Raw genomic sequence first — 24,767 nt, 5'->3', positions numbered from 1 at the left:
ATTTTAACTAAATAATCTAAAAATTATTATTTTAAATGATGATTTTTTACATATTAAATAAAAAAAGCCAAGAATATAAATATTCTTGGCTTTCTTATTTTATTAATTATCTATATTAGTAATTAGATATTAGTGTCAATCTCATCTTCAATTAATATTTTAACTGTAGAATTTGCACCTGTTCCTGTGTAAACATTATAACTTACACCTTCAACATCTTCAGTTCCTGAATTATTCCATTCAGTTGAATCTAAATCAACTTTATCTTCATTGTCGCCTTTAATAATTAGTTGTTTATCTTCATCTACTAAATCAAGTACATCACTCATATCAATATCAAGATTAGTAATCTCGTTATTTTCTAAATCAATCACATCTGCATTTGCGCTTACATTTGCATTAGCAATAATATCTTCAAGACTTAAATCATTTGATTCTTCAATTGTAATTTCACTTGATGTTTCAGCTTTTACATTGTCATAAGAAACACCTGAATCATTATCATCAGTCCATAATCCAAATGTATTCATAGCTGGTTGCTCATTTTCAGCAGTAATAATTAAATCACCATCAATATAAGCTTTAATACCATCCTCATCTACTTCAACTTTTAAGTTAAACTCACTTCCATAAGTGTTATAAACTTCTAGCTGATTTTCTGTTTCTAGTGTAGTTTCAGTTCCATTCTCTACTTTAATGATTGAGAAGTCTCTGTAACTATCACTGCTTGAGTAATTGCTATCTAAATCATTCCAAGTTACTCTATAGTAGTTATTATCATCTTCATATCCAAACACGATACCTACTGCATCATTGTTAGTATCTGATCCATTTGGCTTAGTATTAACATCAACTGATATTGCATAAGTAGTTAAAGCTAAGCTTCCACTTATTGTTTGTCCAACAAATCCTCTTGCTGTATCATAATCTCTGATTAATAATTCGTTATATCCATCATGATTAGTATCTACAATTGCTCTAACATCACAAGCATCATCACAACCAGAAACTTTATTCCAAGACCATCCATTTAAGTTACAATCTTCAAAGTCATCTTCAAAAATTGTTTCGTTGTTTATAATTACAATTTCTGCAGTATCAGAATCATTATCTAAAATAATTCCTGTACCTGTTCCTATTTCACCTGATCCTAATGTTGCAGTTAATTCAAATGATTCAGTATCTTCTAACTCTGTATCATTAACAGATGTTGTTTTTACTAAGATTGTAGATAATGAAGTTCCTTCATTAATCATAGAATCAGTAATTGTAATCATTCCATTAGCTGGTACTGTTGTCCATGTTGATCCTGAATCTGTACTATATTTAAATTCTGAATAATCAGTTGAACTTGTAGTTACATTAGCAACAGCTAAAGTAACTGTATTTCCAGCTTCAATTCCACTTGCTTTTACAGCAAATACTAATTCTTCACCTTCAGTTACAGTCACATCAGTTCCTACAATATCTGCATTACATAATGTTCCAACAAATACTGTAGGTTCACCTGCTTCTTTAACATTTAAACAAACTTTTGCATCATTAGATACTAAACCTTCAGAATCAATTACATTGTATGTGAATCCTGCATCACCAACATAATCTGCATCTGGTGTAAATAAGATTTGTGTTCCATTGTTAATTAATACAGCTGTTCCATTAGTAGAAGAAGCAATATCATTAAATGTTACAGAACCATCTTCTGCGTCGTAATCATTTGCTAATAGTGTATCAATATCAATTACTAAAGATGTATCTTCAGTCATATCCATACTATTTTGAACATAATCACTTCCATCTGCATTATATCTATGAGCAACTACTCCATTATCAACTTCCCATGCAATTACATATGTTCCGTCAACTAAAGTTGTAACAACTGGTTGAGTTTCTGCATCACATTCATTCGTAACTACTGATGTTGATAATTCATTTCCATTTTCATCATAAGTTTTAGCATGAATATCTTTCTCAGCACTTTGCCAAACAATGATAAATCCTGTTCCTAAAGGAGAAATTACTGGATTAATACCATCTGTACTATTATCAGTAGTTACCTTAATATCGCTGCTGTCAATTGGGCATGCATTTTCATCTAAAATTTGTGCATAAACATCACTTCCTTGTTCCCAAGTAACAACTGTTGTTCCATTTGTTAAAGCAGTGATTTCAGGATCAGATTGTGATCCAGAAGTTGTTGAATTAACTCTTGTTTCACTTCCAACCATTTCTACACCATCAGTAGTTAATGCGAATTTTTGTACATAAACTCCATAATCATCACCATCTTGATTTTCAGACTGCCAAGTTACAATAACATCACCATCAGCATCTAAAGTAATATCTGAATCAATTTGATCTCCAGTAGTAAATGTATTTACTTGGAATGCTTCACCAACTTCATTTCCATTTGCATCATATCTTTGTCCAAAGATACCATAACCATCTCCATCATGTACATCACTTTGAATTGGGTTTGTATCATTAAATGCTGTATTATCATGTCTTGCATCTGCAGACCAAGTTACAATAAATCCACCATCTGGTAATCCAACAATTGGATCATACTCAGCACGTGCTACTGTAAATTCATCACAAACTGGATTGTTATTTACATCAAAGATTTGACCTTGAATATATTCACTTCCACCATCATTTACATCAAGTCCTTGCTCAAGCATTAACTCATTTGCAGTCCATGTTACTAAATAACTTCCATTTGCTAATGCTGTTACATGAGATGTATGCTGATCATTATCTTCAAATGTATTTACTTGAATAACTTCACCAACTTTATCTCCATCAGAATCATATCTTTGAGAGAAGATTCCAGTTTCATCTGAATCAATACCTGTCCATGTTACAACATATCCACCATCTGTTAAATATGTAATATCTGGTTCTCCTATTAATGAGTCATTAGAACAAATTTCATCTGCAACTACAAAGTCACCTTGAACACTTAATCCTAAGTCACAATCATCAACTGCTACTGGTGCTGTATTATTTATAACACAACCAGTAGTATCAATATCAAATGTTACAGTTGCTATATCAGACTCTTTTCCATCTGAATCAATTGCAACGTAATCAAATGAATCATCAACTTTATAATCAACATTCATATATTGAATACTGAAGTTAGAATTATCAGCATCAGATGTTGTATAGAATTCAATTGAATTAAATGGCCCATCTACATTAAATGTATTAGTATAAGGATTATTGTCATCTGTACTTTGTTGTACAAATCCTGAATCAACAATATTTCCATTTTCATCTTTAGCTACCCATTGTGCTTTCGCATCATAAGTAGAAGATTTAAAATGATCACCTAATGAAGCTAACCCAAACTCTGCACTAGCTACAGTTGAAGCGAAGTTAATAACAACTCTTTCATCATTTGTTTTATCAATTTGATCATCATCACCTAAAGTACTATCAACTCCAATACCTAAACCATCATGTGAATAGTTACTGTTTTCACTTGCAAAACCAATTTCTTGGTCACCTGCAAATGCTGTAATTGTTGCCATTCCATCATCAGTAACTAATTCGCCACTTGCATTAACAGTTCCCCATTCAGCAATAGTTCCAGTATCAGAAGTTGTTCCATATAATGTATCTTCAGTTACTTCATTTGGAGTATATTTAATTTGAGCTGTCTCATCATAAACATCACCAATTTTAACTTCATTTCCATCTACTGTTAATACTCCATCTTCTGGTAAAGACTCTATTCTAATTTTAACAATCGTTGAATTTGCATCATCTTCTACATCTGATACAAAGTCTTCTAATGTAAATTCAACTGCATTTGTTGTACTTCCACCATCTTCTAATGTGAATAACATACTTGAATCAAGTGCTGTATAAGTATTTCCACCATCAGCTGAAATCTCTGCTTGGAATACATGTCTTTCTTCTTGATCCCACCAGAACATTTGAATATCATGATATCCACTTTCAGTAATAGTAAATTCATTATGAACAGTTAATGTTGGAGGTTGGTTATAATCAATTGCTGCAACACTATCTCCATCAATAATAATGTCATAACCATCATCACCATAAACTTTAAAGTTATATGTACCAGCTTCAAGATAAACTTTTCCAAACATATAAACACCACCATCAGTAGTATCACCTGGATCATTACTTAATGAAGCTGCATCATCACCTAAGAACTTTTGTAAACTATCTCCAGTACTTACATCTGTATATTCTAAACCATCTCCATAATTAATATTTGTAGCAATAAATGTTGCATCTGGATTATTATCAGCGACAATATCTTTAAACTGAGATAAGCTGTCAATTTGAGTATTAACTCCATAGTACTCAGATCTTAATCCAGCACTTAAATCATCAGTATTACAATCTAATTCAATATGTTTATCATCTGCAACTGGTGCAAGATTAGGTACTTCAGTTCCATTAATATTAATAGTAACAGTATTAGTAGATTGATCACCATCATTATCTATAACTGTGTAAGTAAATTCTTGACTTATACTCTCACCTGCTTCAAGATTATCTCTCGTATCTTCGTTTACTACAAATGTATATGCACCATTCTCATCAACAGTCATTGTTCCGTAAGGATTATCTAAATCTCCCCAAATAATTTTATCTAGTCCATCTGCACCTGCATCATTACAAACATTACCACTTACTTCTGGTAATTCTCCTGTAGGTTTAATACTTGCAAATATTCCAAATGTATTATCTTCTGCTTCATTTGTATAAATTGTTTTTACGTAATCTCCATTTTCATCTTGGAAACCTTCTACTGTAAATGTATAATCTTGCCCATTTACATCAATTATTACATCTTGAGTTGGTAAGGTAATTATATCTCTTGATTCAATCTCATTATTTGTATTTGTTGTTTCTGTATGGTCTAAAAGAACATCAAAATCTACTGATACAGCTTCGCCATTTACAAGAACATCCATACTCATAGTAATTGTTGTTTTATCTAATACTGATGTACCTTGGTAAACTGTCCAGTTTTGATGAGTAAATTGTGCTAATTCAAATATCCCATTTGTATCAATTTCAGCACCACTTGTTGTTGTAAAATCTGTATTGTCAATTAAGTTATATCCTGATTGACCATGTCCAGTAACTGCACTTGTTCCCCATTCAATAGTGTCGATTAATGCGTCTGAATCTGTATTTGTTTCTGTAACTTGATTAGTTCCACCTACAAACACTGAATCTTTAAATCCTGCACTTAAGTTACTTACAACTACTACATCTTTTTCAATATTAATTTCTCTAGTAATTTCACAACTAGTTGGCATATCATCTTCAATTTTTACGATAAATGAACCTGTTGTTGTTTCAGTACCATCATTAGCTTTTACACCAATATCTAAAGAAATTACATCTTCTGTTGTTGTATCTGGGTGATCTACTGGACCTAATAAGTCAACTGTGTATTCACCATTATCATTAATAGTTACTTTTATTATTTCTTCAGTTCCAACTTTACCAATTAACTCATTAGTATCACTTCCACTCCAAACGATTGTTTCACCATTTGATGTTAATACTTCTGTTGGTGCAACTAAAGTTACTGTTAAGTCATCATTATCAGCATCTGTTATTACAATTGATCCTGAAACACTTGCCTCATCAGTCGTATCATTAGGAGTTCCGTTATCATCTTTGATTCCATTTTCTAATCCTTCTTCAGAAACAATTGCTGTTCCTGTTTGAATTACTGGTGCATCGTTAAGATCAACTGTATAACCTTCTGTATCTGTTGCTGTTGCCGTATTTCCAGCATCATCTGTTGTTGTTACACTTGCATCAATTATACTATCACTATCTGCTACTAAATCAGAACCAGCAACAATAATTGCGAAGCTATTATTTGAAACTGTTCCAGTATATTCAGTACCGTTAATTGTTAACGTTACTGTATCACCATCTTTAACATCTCCACCAACTGTACCTGTGATAGTTATGTCTTGATTAGCTTCTGATGATTTAATAATATCATCAGCAGTAATATTTTCATCTAATGTAATTGTTGCTTCAATTTCAGTATCAACTGTATAACCTTCCGTATCCGTTGCTGTTACTGTATTTCCAGCATCATCTGTTGTTGTTACACTCGCATCAATTAAACTATCATTATCTGCAGCTAAATCAGAACCAGCAACAATAATTGCAAAGCTATTATTTGAAACTGTTCCAGTGTATTCAGTACCATTAATTGTTAATGTTACTGTATCACCATCCTTAACATCTCCACCAACTGTACCAGTGATAGTAATGTCTTCACCTGATTCACTTAAGTTAATAATATCATCAGAAGTAATTGCTTCATCTAATGTAATTGTTGCTTCAATATCTGTATCTACACTATAAGTCTCATCATCCATTACTGTTGTTGAGTTACCTGCTTCATCTGTTGTTGTTACTGATGCTTCTATTTTATTATCTGGATCTGCTACTAAGTCTGCTCCTGGAACGTCTATTGAGAACGTTAAATCATCTTCAACTGTTCCTGTAAACTCTTTTCCATTTACACTTAATGTTACTGTATCTCCAGGTTTTACATCATCACCAACTGTACCAGTGATTGCGATATCTTCATTTGCTTCACTCGCATTTATTACATCATCAGGTGTAATTGCTTCATCTAAAGTTATTGATGCTTCTGGTGGTGTTGTATCCACATTTGAAGAATCTGTTCCTTTTGGTGATGTATTCCCTGCTTCATCTGTAATTGTTGCATCTACTACTAATGTTTCTCCATCAATAATATCTTCTGCTGGAATTGTTACTGTTACTGTTCCATTTGTTATATCTTCTGGTGTTAACTCTTTTGTAAAGTCTGGCTCTCCATCTCCATCTGTATCTACATCTAATGTATCTCCAGCTACTGCTTCTGGTGGCAATGTAATTACTGCTTCAACTCCTGCATTCACTTCTTCTTCATTTAAGAATCCATCTCCACCGTCTAGTATCTCTACTGTTGGTGCTGATGTTTCTTCTGTATCTACACTATAAGTCTCATCATCCATTACTGTTGTTGAGTTACCTGCTTCATCTGTTGTTGTTACTGATGCTTCTATTTTATTATCTGGATCTGCTACTAAGTCTGCTCCTGGAACGTCTATTGAGAACGTTAAATCATCTTCAACTGTTCCTGTAAACTCTTTTCCATTTACACTTAATGTTACTGTATCTCCAGGTTTTACATCATCACCAACTGTACCAGTGATTGCGATATCTTCATTTGCTTCACTCGCATTTATTACATCATCAGGTGTAATTGCTTCATCTAAAGTTATTGATGCTTCTGGTGGTGTTGTATCCACATTTGAAGAATCTGTTCCTTTTGGTGATGTATTCCCTGCTTCATCTGTAATTGTTGCATCTACTACTAATGTTTCTCCATCAATAATATCTTCTGCTGGAATTGTTACTGTTACTGTTCCATTTGTTATATCTTCTGGTGTTAACTCTTTTGTAAAGTCTGGCTCTCCATCTCCATCTGTATCTACATCTAATGTATCTCCAGCTACTGCTTCTGGTGGCAATGTAATTACTGCTTCAACTCCTGCATTCACTTCTTCTTCATTTAAGAATCCATCTCCACCGTCTAGTATCTCTACTGTTGGTGCTGATGTTTCTTCTGTATCTACACTATAAGTCTCATCATCCATTACTGTTGTTGAGTTACCTGCTTCATCTGTTGTTGTTACTGATGCTTCTATTTTATTATCTGGATCTGCTACTAAGTCTGCTCCTGGAACGTCTATTGAGAACGTTAAATCATCTTCAACTGTTCCTGTAAACTCTTTTCCATTTACACTTAATGTTACTGTATCTCCAGGTTTTACATCATCACCAACTGTACCAGTGATTGCGATATCTTCATTTGCTTCACTCGCATTTATTACATCATCAGGTGTAATTGCTTCATCTAAAGTTATTGATGCTTCTGGTGGTGTTGTATCCACATTTGAAGAATCTGTTCCTTTTGGTGATGTATTCCCTGCTTCATCTGTAATTGTTGCATCTACTACTAATGTTTCTCCATCAATAATATCTTCTGCTGGAATTGTTACTGTTACTGTTCCATTTGTTATATCTTCTGGTGTTAACTCTTTTGTAAAGTCTGGCTCTCCATCTCCATCTGTATCTACATCTAATGTATCTCCAGCTACTGCTTCTGGTGGCAATGTAATTACTGCTTCAACTCCTGCATTCACTTCTTCTTCATTTAAGAATCCATCTCCACCGTCTAGTATCTCTACTGTTGGTGCTGATGTTTCTTCTGTATCTACACTATAAGTCTCATCATCCATTACTGTTGTTGAGTTACCTGCTTCATCTGTTGTTGTTACTGATGCTTCTATTTTATTATCTGGATCTGCTACTAAGTCTGCTCCTGGAACGTCTATTGAGAACGTTAAATCATCTTCAACTGTTCCTGTAAACTCTTTTCCATTTACACTTAATGTTACTGTATCTCCAGGTTTTACATCATCACCAACTGTACCAGTGATTGCGATATCTTCATTTGCTTCACTCGCATTTATTACATCATCAGGTGTAATTGCTTCATCTAAAGTTATTGATGCTTCTGGTGGTGTTGTATCCACATTTGAAGAATCTGTTCCTTTTGGTGATGTATTCCCTGCTTCATCTGTAATTGTTGCATCTACTACTAATGTTTCTCCATCAATAATATCTTCTGCTGGAATTGTTACTGTTACTGTTCCATTTGTTATATCTTCTGGTGTTAACTCTTTTGTAAAGTCTGGCTCTCCATCTCCATCTGTATCTACATCTAATGTATCTCCAGCTACTGCTTCTGGTGGCAATGTAATTACTGCTTCAACTCCTGCATTCACTTCTTCTTCATTTAAGAATCCATCTCCACCGTCTAGTATCTCTACTGTTGGTGCTGATGTTTCTTCTGTATCTACACTATAAGTCTCATCATCCATTACTGTTGTTGAGTTACCTGCTTCATCTGTTGTTGTTACTGATGCTTCTATTTTATTATCTGGATCTGCTACTAAGTCTGCTCCTGGAACGTCTATTGAGAACGTTAAATCATCTTCAACTGTTCCTGTAAACTCTTTTCCATTTACACTTAATGTTACTGTATCTCCAGGTTTTACATCATCACCAACTGTACCAGTGATTGCGATATCTTCATTTGCTTCACTCGCATTTATTACATCATCAGGTGTAATTGCTTCATCTAAAGTTATTGATGCTTCTGGTGGTGTTGTATCCACATTTGAAGAATCTGTTCCTTTTGGTGATGTATTCCCTGCTTCATCTGTAATTGTTGCATCTACTACTAATGTTTCTCCATCAATAATATCTTCTGCTGGAATTGTTACTGTTACTGTTCCATTTGTTATATCTTCTGGTGTTAACTCTTTTGTAAAGTCTGGCTCTCCATCTCCATCTGTATCTACATCTAATGTATCTCCAGCTACTGCTTCTGGTGGCAATGTAATTACTGCTTCAACTCCTGCATTCACTTCTTCTTCATTTAAGAATCCATCTCCACCGTCTAGTATCTCTACTGTTGGTGCTGATGTTTCTTCTGTATCTACACTATAAGTCTCATCATCCATTACTGTTGTTGAGTTACCTGCTTCATCTGTTGTTGTTACTGATGCTTCTATTTTATTATCTGGATCTGCTACTAAGTCTGCTCCTGGAACGTCTATTGAGAACGTTAAATCATCTTCAACTGTTCCTGTAAACTCTTTTCCATTTACACTTAATGTTACTGTATCTCCAGGTTTTACATCATCACCAACTGTACCAGTGATTGCGATATCTTCATTTGCTTCACTCGCATTTATTACATCATCAGGTGTAATTGCTTCATCTAAAGTTATTGATGCTTCTGGTGGTGTTGTATCCACATTTGAAGAATCTGTTCCTTTTGGTGATGTATTCCCTGCTTCATCTGTAATTGTTGCATCTACTACTAATGTTTCTCCATCAATAATATCTTCTGCTGGAATTGTTACTGTTACTGTTCCATTTGTTATATCTTCTGGTGTTAACTCTTTTGTAAAGTCTGGCTCTCCATCTCCATCTGTATCTACATCTAATGTATCTCCAGCTACTGCTTCTGGTGGCAATGTAATTACTGCTTCAACTCCTGCATTCACTTCTTCTTCATTTAAGAATCCATCTCCACCGTCTAGTATCTCTACTGTTGGTGCTGATGTTTCTTCTGTATCTACACTATAAGTCTCATCATCCATTACTGTTGTTGAGTTACCTGCTTCATCTGTTGTTGTTACTGATGCTTCTATTTTATTATCTGGATCTGCTACTAAGTCTGCTCCTGGAACGTCTATTGAGAACGTTAAATCATCTTCAACTGTTCCTGTAAACTCTTTTCCATTTACACTTAATGTTACTGTATCTCCAGGTTTTACATCATCACCAACTGTACCAGTGATTGCGATATCTTCATTTGCTTCACTCGCATTTATTACATCATCAGGTGTAATTGCTTCATCTAAAGTTATTGATGCTTCTGGTGGTGTTGTATCCACATTTGAAGAATCTGTTCCTTTTGGTGATGTATTCCCTGCTTCATCTGTAATTGTTGCATCTACTACTAATGTTTCTCCATCAATAATATCTTCTGCTGGAATTGTTACTGTTACTGTTCCATTTGTTATATCTTCTGGTGTTAACTCTTTTGTAAAGTCTGGCTCTCCATCTCCATCTGTATCTACATCTAATGTATCTCCAGCTACTGCTTCTGGTGGCAATGTAATTACTGCTTCAACTCCTGCATTCACTTCTTCTTCATTTAAGAATCCATCTCCACCGTCTAGTATCTCTACTGTTGGTGCTGATGTTTCTTCTGTATCTACACTATAAGTCTCATCATCCATTACTGTTGTTGAGTTACCTGCTTCATCTGTTGTTGTTACTGATGCTTCTATTTTATTATCTGGATCTGCTACTAAGTCTGCTCCTGGAACGTCTATTGAGAACGTTAAATCATCTTCAACTGTTCCTGTAAACTCTTTTCCATTTACACTTAATGTTACTGTATCTCCAGGTTTTACATCATCACCAACTGTACCAGTGATTGCGATATCTTCATTTGCTTCACTCGCATTTATTACATCATCAGGTGTAATTGCTTCATCTAAAGTTATTGATGCTTCTGGTGGTGTTGTATCCACATTTGAAGAATCTGTTCCTTTTGGTGATGTATTCCCTGCTTCATCTGTAATTGTTGCATCTACTACTAATGTTTCTCCATCAATAATATCTTCTGCTGGAATTGTTACTGTTACTGTTCCATTTGTTATATCTTCTGGTGTTAACTCTTTTGTAAAGTCTGGCTCTCCATCTCCATCTGTATCTACATCTAATGTATCTCCAGCTACTGCTTCTGGTGGCAATGTAATTACTGCTTCAACTCCTGCATTCACTTCTTCTTCATTTAAGAATCCATCTCCACCGTCTAGTATCTCTACTACTGGTGCTTCTGTTGCTTGTGTATCTACAGTGAAATCTTCATCATCATTAGCGCTTGCTTTATTTCCCGCTTCATCTTCAGTTGTTACTGTAGCTTCCACTAATTTATCTGCATCTGCTAATAATTCTGATCCAGGTACTTCTACTTTGAATGTTAAACCTGGTTCTACTGTAGTTGTATACTCTGTACCATTTACAGTTACAACAACTTCATCACCAACTTTTGCATCTCCACCAACTGTTCCTGTAATCTCTACTGGAGCTTGTGATTCATCGCTATTAATAATTCCATCTGTTGTAATTTCATCTAATGTAATTGTAGGTATTGGATCAATAGTATCAACTAATGATGTATCTGTACCTGGAGCAGATGTGTTACCTGCTGTATCTGTAATTGTTGCTTCTACAGTTAATACACCTTCTTCTGGAACATCTTCTGCGTCTACTGGTACAGTTACAGTACCTGCTGTTATATCTTCAGGAGTTAATACTTTTGTGAAATCAGCTTGACCATCACCATCTGTATCTACATCAAGAATATCACCAGCTACTGCATTATTTGGTAATGTAACAATTGCTGTTACCCCAGCATCTACTTCTTCACCATTTAATTTTCCATCACCACCATCTTGTATTTCTACTGTAGGCGCATCAACTGGATTAATATTAAGTTCATAATTCTCATCATCTGTATCACTTGCTGTATTACCTGCTAAATCTGCAATTGTAATTGCTGCATCAACTAATTTATCTGCATCATCTACTAAATCACTACCTTGCACATCAACACTAAATGTACCATCTGCATTAACTGTTGTCGGGTATTCAACATCATTAATTGTGATAACTAAAGGATCATTCTCTTTAAAGTCACCTGTAACTGTACCTGTAATTTCAACTTGAGCTTCAGATTCTGCTTTGTTAATAATTCCATCTACTGTAATTTCATCTAATGTAATTGTAACTACTGGTGGTACCGTATCAACATTTGAAGTATCTGTTCCTTTTTCTGATGTATTTCCTGCTTCATCTGTAATTGTTGCTTCTACAGTTAATACACCTTCTTCTGGAATATCTTCTGCGTCTACAGGTACAGTTACAGTACCTGCTGTTATATCTTCAGGTGTTAATACTTTTGTGAAGTCTGGCTCTCCATCACCATCTGTATCTACATCTAATGTATCTCCAGCTACTGCAGTATCTGGTAATGTAACAATTGCAGTTACTCCAGCATCTACTTCTTCACCATTTAAATATTCATCACCACCATCTTGTATTTCTACTGTTGGTGCTTCAGTTGCATTTATATCTACAGTGAAATCTTCATCATCATTTGCTACAGCTTTATTTCCTGCATCATCAAATGTTTCTACACTGGCATCTACAATTCCATCAGTATCAGCTAATAAGTCACTTACTTGCACTTCAATTGCAAATACATTCCCTGCATTAACAAAACCTGTATATGTAACTCCTGCAACTATTAATGTTACTTTATCTCCAATTTTTACATCATCTCCAACAGTTCCTGATACTGTAATTGTATCTTTTTGTGATTCAACAAAGTTAATAATTCCATCACTTGTAATCTCATCTAGTGTAATTGAAGCTTCTGGTAAAATTGTATCTACTAATGATGAATCAATTGCTTTTGGAGATTTATTTCCAGCTGGATCTACAATAATAGCTTCTACTTTTAATTCTCCATTTTCTGGAATATCTTCTGTAGGAATATCTACTATTACTTTTCCAGTTGCTACATCAGTTGCATCTAATACTTTTGTAACATCTGCTATTCCATCACCATCTGTATCTACTTCTAATATATCACCAATATCTGCTGATTCTGGAATTGTAATTTCTGCTTGAACGCCGGCAGCTATTTCTTCTGCATTTAATTTTCCATCTCCACCATCAAGAATTTCTAAACCTGGAGATCCAATTTCACCTGCATCAACTCCATATAATTGACTATCTTCAGCTGTAGCTGTATTTCCTACTGCATCACTTGTTGTAATTGTTGCATCAATTGTAGAATCATCTGTTTCTTTATCTGCTACTAAATCACTTCCTGGAACATCAATAGAGAATGTTAAATCATCTTTAACTTCACCTGTAAATTCTTTTCCATTTACTGTTAATGTTACTATATCACCAACTTTTGCATCTCCACCAATCTTTCCAGTTACTGGTACATCTGTTTGTGATTCGGCTACATTTATTACATTATCAGCTGTTACATCATCTATTTCAATAGTTACGTTTAATTCTGTTGTATTAACTACAGACGTATCTGATGCCTTTGGAGATTCTTTTCCAATTGAATTAACAATAACTGCATCAACTGTTAATGTTTCACCATTTTCAGGAACATCTTCGGCAGGAACATCTACAATTACTTCTCCTGCTGTAATATCTTCAGGTGTTAATACTTTTGTGAAATCTGGTTGACCATCTCCATCTGTATCTACATTTAATGTATCTCCAATTTCAGCATCTTCAGGTAATGTAATTTTTGCTTTTACACCTGCGTTTACTTCTTCTGTATTTAGTACTTCATCACCACCATCTAATATTTCCACTACTGGAGCTTCTGGTATTGGATCAACAGTTAATGTTACAGTTGCTGGTTCTGATACTAATCCATCATTATCTTCTACTGTATATTCAAACGAATCTGGTCCATTATAGTTCTCTTCTGGTGTATATGTTACCTCTCCTGTTAGTGGATCTACTACTAACACACCATGTTCTGGTTGTTTTGTGATAACTACTGTTGTTGGATCGATTGTTCCATCTACATCTGTATCATTTCCTAAAATATTTAATGGTGTTGCTAAATCTTCATCTACATTAAACGTATCATCAACTGCAACTGGTGCATCATTTACACCAAGGATTGTAAGGTTTACTGTATCTGATTCACCTTTTAATCCATGCTCATCTGTTGCTGAATAATCGAATGAAATTGTTGCGCTATCATCTGGCCCTAAAAGATTAAATAATGGACTTCTTACATCATAGTTATCACCTGTGATTTCTATTGATAATAATCCTTGTGCTTCTAATGCTGCTGCTACAGAATCTGGTATCTCAGTACTCATTGTAATTGTATCTGTACCTAATACTAATCCTCTAGTTGTTTCTAAACTAGTGATTAATGCTTTTAATTCTGTTGCATCATTTGCATTTTCAACTGCTGCTACGAATGCTATATATACTGGGTCATTTTGAACTACTTGACCTATTAATGAATTCTCTACGAAATCAAGTATTACATCTTTTGCTTCATCTAAAGGAACTGAAGATGGATCATCAAAGATATTTCTTGCATCTAAATCTGTTTTTGTTACAGAAATTTTTAAATTATTCTCATAGTTAAATGATTGAATAGCATCACCATCTGGATCTATCGCACTTAACGTTCCATTATAATGACTATCTTCTAAAGGAACATCTAATAAATCACTTTCCATTACTGTTGTATTTAATTCTGCTACTACTGGTGCATCATTTGTTGGATCAACAGTTAATGTTACAGTTGCTGGTTCTGATACTAATCCATCATTATCTTCTACTGTATATTCAAACGAATCTGGTCCATTATAGTTCTCTTCTGGTGTATATGTTACCTCTCCTGTTAGTGGATCTACTACTAACACACCATGTTCTGGTTGTTTTGTGATAACTACTGTTGTTGGATCGATTGTTCCATCTACATCTGTATCATTTCCTAAAATATTTAATGGTGTTGCGATATCTTCATTTAATGTGAATGTATCATCAACTGCTACTGGTGCATCATTTACTGGATCTACTGTTAATTTTACTACTGCTGGGTTTGAAACATCCCCATCAACATCTTTAACTGTATATTCAAACTCATCTGGTCCATTATAGTTCTCTTCTGGTGTATACGTTACTGTTCCATCAGGATTAACTGTTAATGTTCCATGTGTTGGTTGTTTTGTAATTACTACTGAACTTGGGTCTAATGGAGAATCTACATCTGTATCATTTCCAAGAATATCTAATGGTGTTGCGATATCTTCATTTAATGTGAATGTATCATCAACTGCCACTGGTGCATCATTTACTGGATCTATTGTTAATTTTACTACTGCTGTATCTGTAGAACCATCTTCATTTATAATGTCATAAGTAAATTCATCTGGACCGTTATAATTTTCTTCTGGTGTATATGTTATTGTTCCATCAGGGTTAATTACAACTAGACCATGACTTCCTTGAGTTATTCCAGTTACATTTAAGTCACCTGAATCATGATTTTTATCATTATCTAATACATCAATAATTAAACTTGAATCTTCATCTAATTCTCTAATATCATCAATAGCATCAACATCATTATCTAATACAACCACATTTGCTTCATCATTATCTACATCAATTGTAGAATCGGCTCCAACTGAACTTAGTAATGAAACAGTTAAATCTTCATCTTCTTCAAATGTTGCATCATCAATAGTTTCTATATCAATTGGTGCTTCAGTTTGTCCTGCTGGGATTGTAACAGTATATAGTGTAGGTTCTGTGTAATCATCATTATCTACATCACCAGTTATTGCAAAAGTAACAACAACATCTTCATCTGAAGGTGTATCAATTTTTACTGTAAATTCAGCAGTTGTTCCTTCTGGAATTGAACTTTGTTCTGTGATAATCGAAACTTTTGGTGCAGATAATGAATCTAAAATTTCAGTTGATGCTTCATCATTTAAAGCATCTATTCTTGAGTTAGCACCTGTTGTATCTGTTATTTTAATATCTAAATCTTCAGATCCTTCATATATGCCATCTACAATAGTTTCAATATTTAATGGCACTTCAGTTTCACCTGCAGGAATAGTTACAGTATAAGTCGTTGGTTCAACATAATCTTCACCATCAACATCTCCACCAATTGTAAATGTAACCACAACATCTTCATAAGCTGGATTATCTAATTTAACTACAAATTGAGCAGTTTCACCTTCATTAATAGAATCCGTTATACCTTCTAAAGTAACAACAGGTTCAGTATCATTATCTTTAATAGTTCCTAAACCTGTATCAACTCCAATATTAGCATTAGCTGATTGATTTGTTAATAATACATTAAAGTTTTCATCAGTTTCATATACAAGGTCATCAGTAATTTCAACTTCAATAGTTTGTGTTGTTTGATTTGGACTAAATGTGATTGTTCCAGTTGTTGCTGTATAATCTTCCCCTGCAATTGCATTTAAATCTTCAGTTGCAAAATCAACAGTAATTTCTTCACTACTTGGATTAGTAAGACTAACTGTAAATACCATTACACCTTTATCTTCATCTAATACAGCATCACCAATAATAATTGACGGTTTCCCATCATCATCTATAATTGTTGCTGTACCTTCTGTTACACCATTTGTTGTTTGTCCTTCTGTTACTACTGCTTCTAGTGTAAACTCTTCATTACCTTCTGATATTTCATCTTCTGTTGTAACTACTCTTACTACTACTTGAGTTTCTCCTGCTGGAATTGTCGCTTCATCTGATGGTACCCATGTTCCATCTTCTTGTAGTACTTCTACTTCTGGTGAGTAATCTTCTTCTGTTGCTGTTCCCTCTTTTGGAGTTAAACTTACTGTAATATCTTCATCACTTGGGTTTGTAATACTTACTACAAATTGTGCTGGTTCACCCTCTGTTACATCTACATTACTTATTTCTAATGTTGGTAAATCATTATCTTTAATTACACCTGTTCCTACTGGTACACCTATCTCTGCATTATCTGATGGGTTTGTTAATTCTACTGTGAATTGTTCATCATTTTCAAACACTAAATCATCACTAATTGGAACTGTAATATATTGTACTGTTGTATCTGCCGGGAAAGTTACTGTTCCATTTGTTGTTACATAATCTTCTCCAGCTATTGCTGTTCCATCTACTGTTGCGAAATCAACAGTAATTTCTGAGTCACTTGGAGTTGTAAGACTTACTTTAAATGTCATTACTCCTGCATCTTCATCTAGTACTGCATCACCTATTATAATTGATGCTACATCATCATCTATAATTGTTGCTGTACCTTCTGTTACACCATTTGTTGTTTGTCCTTCTGTTACTACTGCTTCTAGTGTAAACTCTTCATTACCTTCTGATATTTCATCTTCTGTTGTAACTACTCTTACTACTACTTGAGTTTCTCCTGCTGGAATTGTCGCTTCATCTGATGGTACCCATGTTCCATCTTCTTGTAGTACTTCTACTTCTGGTGAGTAATCTTCTTCTGTTGCTGTTCCCTCTTTTGGAGTTAAACTTACTGTAATATCTTCATCACTTGGGTTTGTAATACTTACTACAAATTGTGCTGGTTCACCCTCTGTTACATCTACATTACTTATTTCTAATGTTGGTAAATCATTATCTTTAATTACACCTGTTCCTACTGGTACACCTATCTCTGCATTATCTGATGGGTTTGTTAATTCTACTGTGAATTGTTCATCATTTTCAAACACTAAATCATCACTAATTGGAACTGTAATATATTGTACTGTTGTATCTGCTGGGAAAGTTACTGTCCCATTTGTTGTTACATAATCTTCTCCAGCTATTGCTGTTCCATCTACTGTTGCGAAATCAACAGTAATTTCTGAGTCACTTGGAGTTGTAAGACTTACTTTAAATGTCATTACTCCTGCATCTTCATCTAGTACTGCGTCTCCTATTATAATTGATGCTACATCATCATCTATAATTGTTGCTGTACCTTCTGTTACACCATTTGTTGTTTGTCCTTCTGTTACTACTGCTTCTAGTGTAAACTCTTCATTACCTTCTGATATTTCATCTTCTGTTGTAACTACTCTTACTACTACTTGAGTTTCTCCTGCTGGAATTGTCGCTTCATCTGCTGGTACCCATGTTCCATCTTCTTGTAGTACTTCTACTTCTGGTGAGTAATCTTCTTCTGTTGCTGTTCCCTCTTTTGGAGTTAAACTTACTGTAATATCTTCATCACTTGGGTTTGTAATACTTACTACAAATTGTGCTGGTTCACCCTCTGTTACATCTACATTACTTATTTCTAATGTTGGTAAATCATTATCTTTAATTACACCTGTTCCTACTGGTACACCTATCTCTGCATTATCTGATGGGTTTGTTAATTCTACTGTGAATTGTTCATCATTTTCAAACACTAAATCATCACTAATTGGAACTGTAATATATTGTACTGTTGTATCTGCTGGGAAAGTTACTGTCCCATTTGTTGTTACATAATCTTCTCCAGCTATTGCTGTTCCATCTACTGTTGCGAAATCAACAGTAATTTCTGAGTCACTTGGAGTTGTAAGACTTACTTTAAATGTCATTACTCCTGCATCTTCATCTAGTACTGCGTCACCTATTATAATTGATGCTACATCATCATCTATAATTGTTGCTGTACCTTCTGTTACACCATTTGTTGTTTGTCCTTCTGTTACTACTGCTTCTAGTGTAAACTCTTCATTACCTTCTGATATTTCATCTTCTGTTGTAATTACTCTTACTACTACTTGAGTTTCTCCTGCTGGAATTGTCGCTTCATCTGATGGTACCCATGTTCCATCTTCTTGTAGTACTTCTACTTCTGGTGAGTAATCTTCTTCTGTTGCTGTTCCCTCTTTTGGAGTTAAACTTACTGTAATATCTTCATCACTTGGGTTTGTAATACTTACTACAAATTGTGCTGGTTCACCCTCTGTTACATCTACATTACTTATTTCTAATGTTGGTAAATCATTATCTTTAATTACACCTGTTCCTACTGGTACACCTATCTCTGCATTATCTGATGGGTTTGTTAATTCTACTGTGAATTGTTCATCATTTTCAAACACTAAATCATCACTAATTGGAACTGTAATATATTGTACTGTTGTATCTGCTGGGAAAGTTACTGTCCCATTTGTTGTTACATAATCTTCTCCAGCTATTGCTGTTCCATCTACTGTTGCGAAATCAACAGTAATTTCTGAGTCACTTGGAGTTGTAAGACTTACTTTAAATGTCATTACTCCTGCATCTTCATCTAGTACTGCGTCTCCTATTATAATTGATGCTACATCATCATCTATAATTGTTCCCGTTGCACTCGCTTTTGAACCTGTAGTATAGTCAGAATTTGTTGTTGTTCCTTCTATAACTTCTGCAGTTAAAGTATATATTTCATTTGTTTCTGATAAATCATCTTCAATAGTTGGAATTCTTACTAAAATTGCTGTATTTCCAGCTTCTATAGTTGCTTCATCAGCTTGTGTCCAAGTAATTCCATTATCACTTGATACTTCATAAACTTCAATTAAATCTGCATCATAATCTGTACCTTTTTTAGCTGTACCATCTTCTGTAGAGAATTTAAATTTAATATCTTCTGTTGAAGGATTAGATATTTGAACAGTGAAAATATTATAATCACCTTCAGTTACGATTGAATCTGAAATTGATAATGTTGGGATATCTCCATTATTACCACTATCGGCTATTCTACCTTCACCTTGATTATCTGCTATTTCAGAATTTACTGGGTTTGATAGGTCAATATACATACTTTCATCAACTTCATAAACTGTATCATCTAATACAGCAATTGAGATTGTTTTTGAAGTCTCACCTGGTAAGAATGTAATTGTTCCATTATCCGCAACATAATCTGAACCTGCTATTGCTGTCCCATCTACTGTTTTATAATCTACTGTTACTTCTGATGAACTTGGGTTTGATAAGCTTACTACAAATGTTAATAATCCATCTTCTTCTTGTACTACTGCATCTGAAATTGTAATTTGAGGAGTTCCATCATTATCTAAAATTGATGCTGTTCCACTATCTGTTGGGTTTGCAGTTGTTCCATCTACTACTTCACCTTCTAATGTAAACTCTTCTACTGGCTCATCAATATCATCTTGAGTTGTTTTTACTCTTACTGGTACTTCAGTTTCACCTGCTGGAATTGTTACACTTGTTGCTAGTACCCAGTTTGTTCCATCAAATACTTCTACTTCTGGTTCAAAGTCACTATCTTCTGCTGTTCCTGCTTTTGGTGCTAAATCTATTGTTATATCTTCTGTACTTGGGTTACTTAATTGTACATTGAATACTGCGTAATCACCTTCAACTGCTTCTGAGTCTGAAATTGTAAATGTTGGAATATCTCCATCATCAAGAATTCGTCCTTCACCCTCTTCATCTGCTATTTCAGAGTTTATTGGGTTTGATAATTCTATTGTCATACTTTCTGAATCTTCAAATATTGCATCATCTATTACTGCAATTGAAATAGTCTTTGAAGTCTCACCTGGTGCAAATGTAATTGTTTCACTTAACACTGATTCATAATCTGAACCTGCTATTGCTGTCCCATCTACTGTTTTATAATCTACTGTTACTTCTGATGAACTTGGGTTTGATAAGCTTACTACAAATGTTAATAATCCATCTTCTTCTTGTACTACTGCATCTGAAATTGTAATTTGAGGAGTTCCATCATTATCTAAAATTGATGCTGTTCCACTATCTGTTGGGTTTGCAGTTGTTCCATCTACTACTTCACCTTCTAATGTAAACTCTTCTACTGGCTCATCAATATCATCTTGAGTTGTTTTTACTCTTACTGGTACTTCAGTTTCACCTGCTGGAATTGTTACACTTGTTGCTAGTACCCAGTTTGTTCCATCAAATACTTCTACTTCTGGTTCAAAGTCACTATCTTCTGCTGTTCCTGCTTTTGGTGCTAAATCTATTGTTATATCTTCTGTACTTGGGTTACTTAATTGTACATTGAATACTGCGTAATCACCTTCAACTGCTTCTGAGTCTGAAATTGTAAATGTTGGAATATCTCCATCATCAAGAATTCGTCCTTCACCCTCTTCATCTGCTATTTCAGAGTTTATTGGGTTTGATAATTCTATTGTCATACTTTCTGAATCTTCAAATATTGCATCATCTATTACTGCAATTGAAATAGTCTTTGAAGTCTCACCTGGTGCAAATGTAATTGTTTCACTTAACACTGATTCATAATCTGAACCTGCTATTGCTGTCCCATCTACTGTTTTATAATCTACTGTTACTTCTGATGAACTTGGGTTTGATAAGCTTACTACAAATGTTAATAATCCATCTTCTTCTTGTACTACTGCATCTGAAATTGTAATTTGAGGAGTTCCATCATTATCTAAAATTGATGCTGTTCCACTATCTGTTGGGTTTGCAGTTGTTCCATCTACTACTTCACCTTCTAATGTAAACTCTTCTACTGGCTCATCAATATCATCTTGAGTTGTTTTTACTCTTACTGGTACTTCAGTTTCACCTGCTGGAATTGTTACACTTGTTGCTAGTACCCAGTTTGTTCCATCAAATACTTCTACTTCTGGTTCAAAGTCACTATCTTCTGCTGTTCCTGCTTTTGGTGCTAAATCTATTGTTATATCTTCTGTACTTGGGTTACTTAATTGTACATTGAATACTGCGTAATCACCTTCAACTGCTTCTGAGTCTGAAATTGTAAATGTTGGAATATCTCCATCATCAAGAATTCGTCCTTCACCCTCTTCATCTGCTATTTCAGAGTTTATTGGGTTTGATAATTCTATTGTCATACTTTCTGAATCTTCAAATATTGCATCATCTATTACTGCAATTGAAATAGTCTTTGAAGTCTCACCTGGTGCAAATGTAATTGTTTCACTTAACACTGATTCATAATCTGAACCTGCTATTGCTGTCCCATCTACTGTTTTATAATCTACTGTTACTTCTGATGAACTTGGGTTTGATAAGCTTACTACAAATGTTAATAATCCATCTTCTTCTTGTACTACTGCATCTGAAATTGTAATTTGAGGAGTTCCATCATTATCTAAAATTGATGCTGTTCCACTATCTGTTGGGTTTGCAGTTGTTCCATCTACTACTTCACCTTCTAATGTAAACTCTTCTACTGGCTCATCAATATCATCTTGAGTTGTTTTTACTCTTACTGGTACTTCAGTTTCACCTGCTGGAATTGTTACACTTGTTGCTAGTACCCAGTTTGTTCCATCAAATACTTCTACTTCTGGTTCAAAGTCACTATCTTCTGCTGTTCCTGCTTTTGGTGCTAAATCTATTGTTATATCTTCTGTACTTGGGTTACTTAATTGTACATTGAATACTGCGTAATCACCTTCAACTGCTTCTGAGTCTGAAATTGTAAATGTTGGAATATCTCCATCATCAAGAATTCGTCCTTCACCCTCTTCATCTGCTATTTCAGAGTTTATTGGGTTTGATAATTCTATTGTCATACTTTCTGAATCTTCAAATATTGCATCATCTATTACTGCAATTGAAATAGTCTTTGAAGTCTCACCTGGTGCAAATGTAATTGTTTCACTTAACACTGATTCATAATCTGAACCTGCTATTGCTGTCCCATCTACTGTTTTATAATCTACTGTTACTTCTGATGAACTTGGGTTTGATAAGCTTACTACAAATGTTAATAATCCATCTTCTTCTTGTACTACTGCATCTGAAATTGTAATTTGAGGAGTTCCATCATTATCTAAAATTGATGCTGTTCCACTATCTGTTGGGTTTGCAGTTGTTCCATCTACTACTTCACCTTCTAATGTAAACTCTTCTACTGGCTCATCAATATCATCTTGAGTTGTTTTTACTCTTACTGGTACTTCAGTTTCACCTGCTGGAATTGTTACACTTGTTGCTAGTACCCAGTTTGTTCCATCAAATACTTCTACTTCTGGTTCAAAGTCACTATCTTCTGCTGTTCCTGCTTTTGGTGCTAAATCTATTGTTATATCTTCTGTACTTGGGTTACTTAATTGTACATTGAATACTGCGTAATCACCTTCAACTGCTTCAGAGTCTGAAATTGTAAATGTTGGAATATCTCCATCATCAAGAATTCGTCCTTCACCCTCTTCATCTGCTATTTCAGAGTTTATTGGGTTTGATAATTCTATTGTCATACTTTCTGAATCTTCAAATATTGCATCATCTATTACTGCAATTGAAATAGTCTTTGAAGTCTCACCTGGTGCAAATGTAATTGTTTCACTTAACACTGATTCATAATCTGAACCTGCTATTGCTGTCCCATCTACTGTTTTATAATCTACTGTTACTTCTGATGAACTTGGGTTTGATAAGCTTACTACAAATGTTAATAATCCATCTTCTTCATTAATAGTAGAATCACTAACTACAATTGTTGGAATATCTCCATCATCTGTGATTGTAATTTCAGTTTCTTCAGTAGGATTAGTAACTATACCATCTGTTAATGTAGCTTCAATAGTAAATGTTTCAGATGGTTCATGTTCTAAATCATCAATTGTTTTTACTCTTACTTGTATTTCTATATCTCCAGCTGGTATTGTTGCTGAATCTGCTGCTACCCATTCTCCATTTACTAGTACTTCTAATTCTTCATAATCAGCTGATGAAGCTGTTCCCTCTTTTAGCACTAAATCAAAAGTTGTATCTACTGTACTAGCTTCGCTTAAACTAATTGTAACTACAGCATAATCACCTTCACTCACTGTTTGATTAGATATAGAAAGAGTAGGAGGTGTAACATCACCAATACCAATATCATCAGTAGTATCTACAGGAACAGAAGTAATTGATTCTGAAAGATTAACCCATCTATCACTATCTGCAATTCCATTTAAAGGATCAGAAGTATTAGCAAAGTTAGCACTAAAAGTAGAACCATCACCAGTTGCATTTCCATCACCTCCAGGACCTGCTGCTGCTGCTCCTAAAGAATCAAGTAATGTTTGAAAATCTGATATCAAAGCAAGATTATCTCCAGAAGTTCCTCCTGTATCAACAGGGTTACTAGCTAAAGCTTCTAATCTATCTAAGATTTCACTTCCATTAAATGCACTGTTATCTAAAATTGGATCGATATCTTCATTTTCTACATTCTTGTTAATAATTACAGCTGTAGGATTTTTAGTGTTGTCATTATTTGCTTGTAAAAAAGGAACAATTCCATTTAATTCAACTGTGATTGTTTTCCCATCAACATTAAATACTAAAGAAATTGATTCTTGATTATCTTTAAAATTTAATATATAATTTGAAAATCCATTTGAAAAAATATATTGTTCACCCTTTACAACATTGAACTCTAAATCTTTATTTAAATCTATAACTTTATTTGAACCAAATCCATTTTTAATTGTTAATTTCATATT

The 24,767-nt window shown here is 34.2% G+C and carries 1 protein-coding gene; it reads right to left on the bottom strand.

The window, feature by feature from the left end:
• Window positions 1-122: 122 nt before the first annotated feature.
• The gene (locus D3Z07_RS11035) at window positions 123-24,764 is read right to left on the bottom strand and encodes an Ig-like domain-containing protein (protein WP_164707225.1); all 24,642 of its coding nucleotides are present in this window, start codon (window positions 24,762-24,764) and stop codon (window positions 123-125) included.
• Window positions 24,765-24,767: the final 3 nt, after the last annotated feature.

This window comes from Arcobacter peruensis, assembly GCF_003711085.1.
Lineage (GTDB): Bacteria > Campylobacterota > Campylobacteria > Campylobacterales > Arcobacteraceae > Poseidonibacter > Poseidonibacter parvus.
This window is presented reverse-complemented; position numbering and strand designations above follow the sequence as displayed.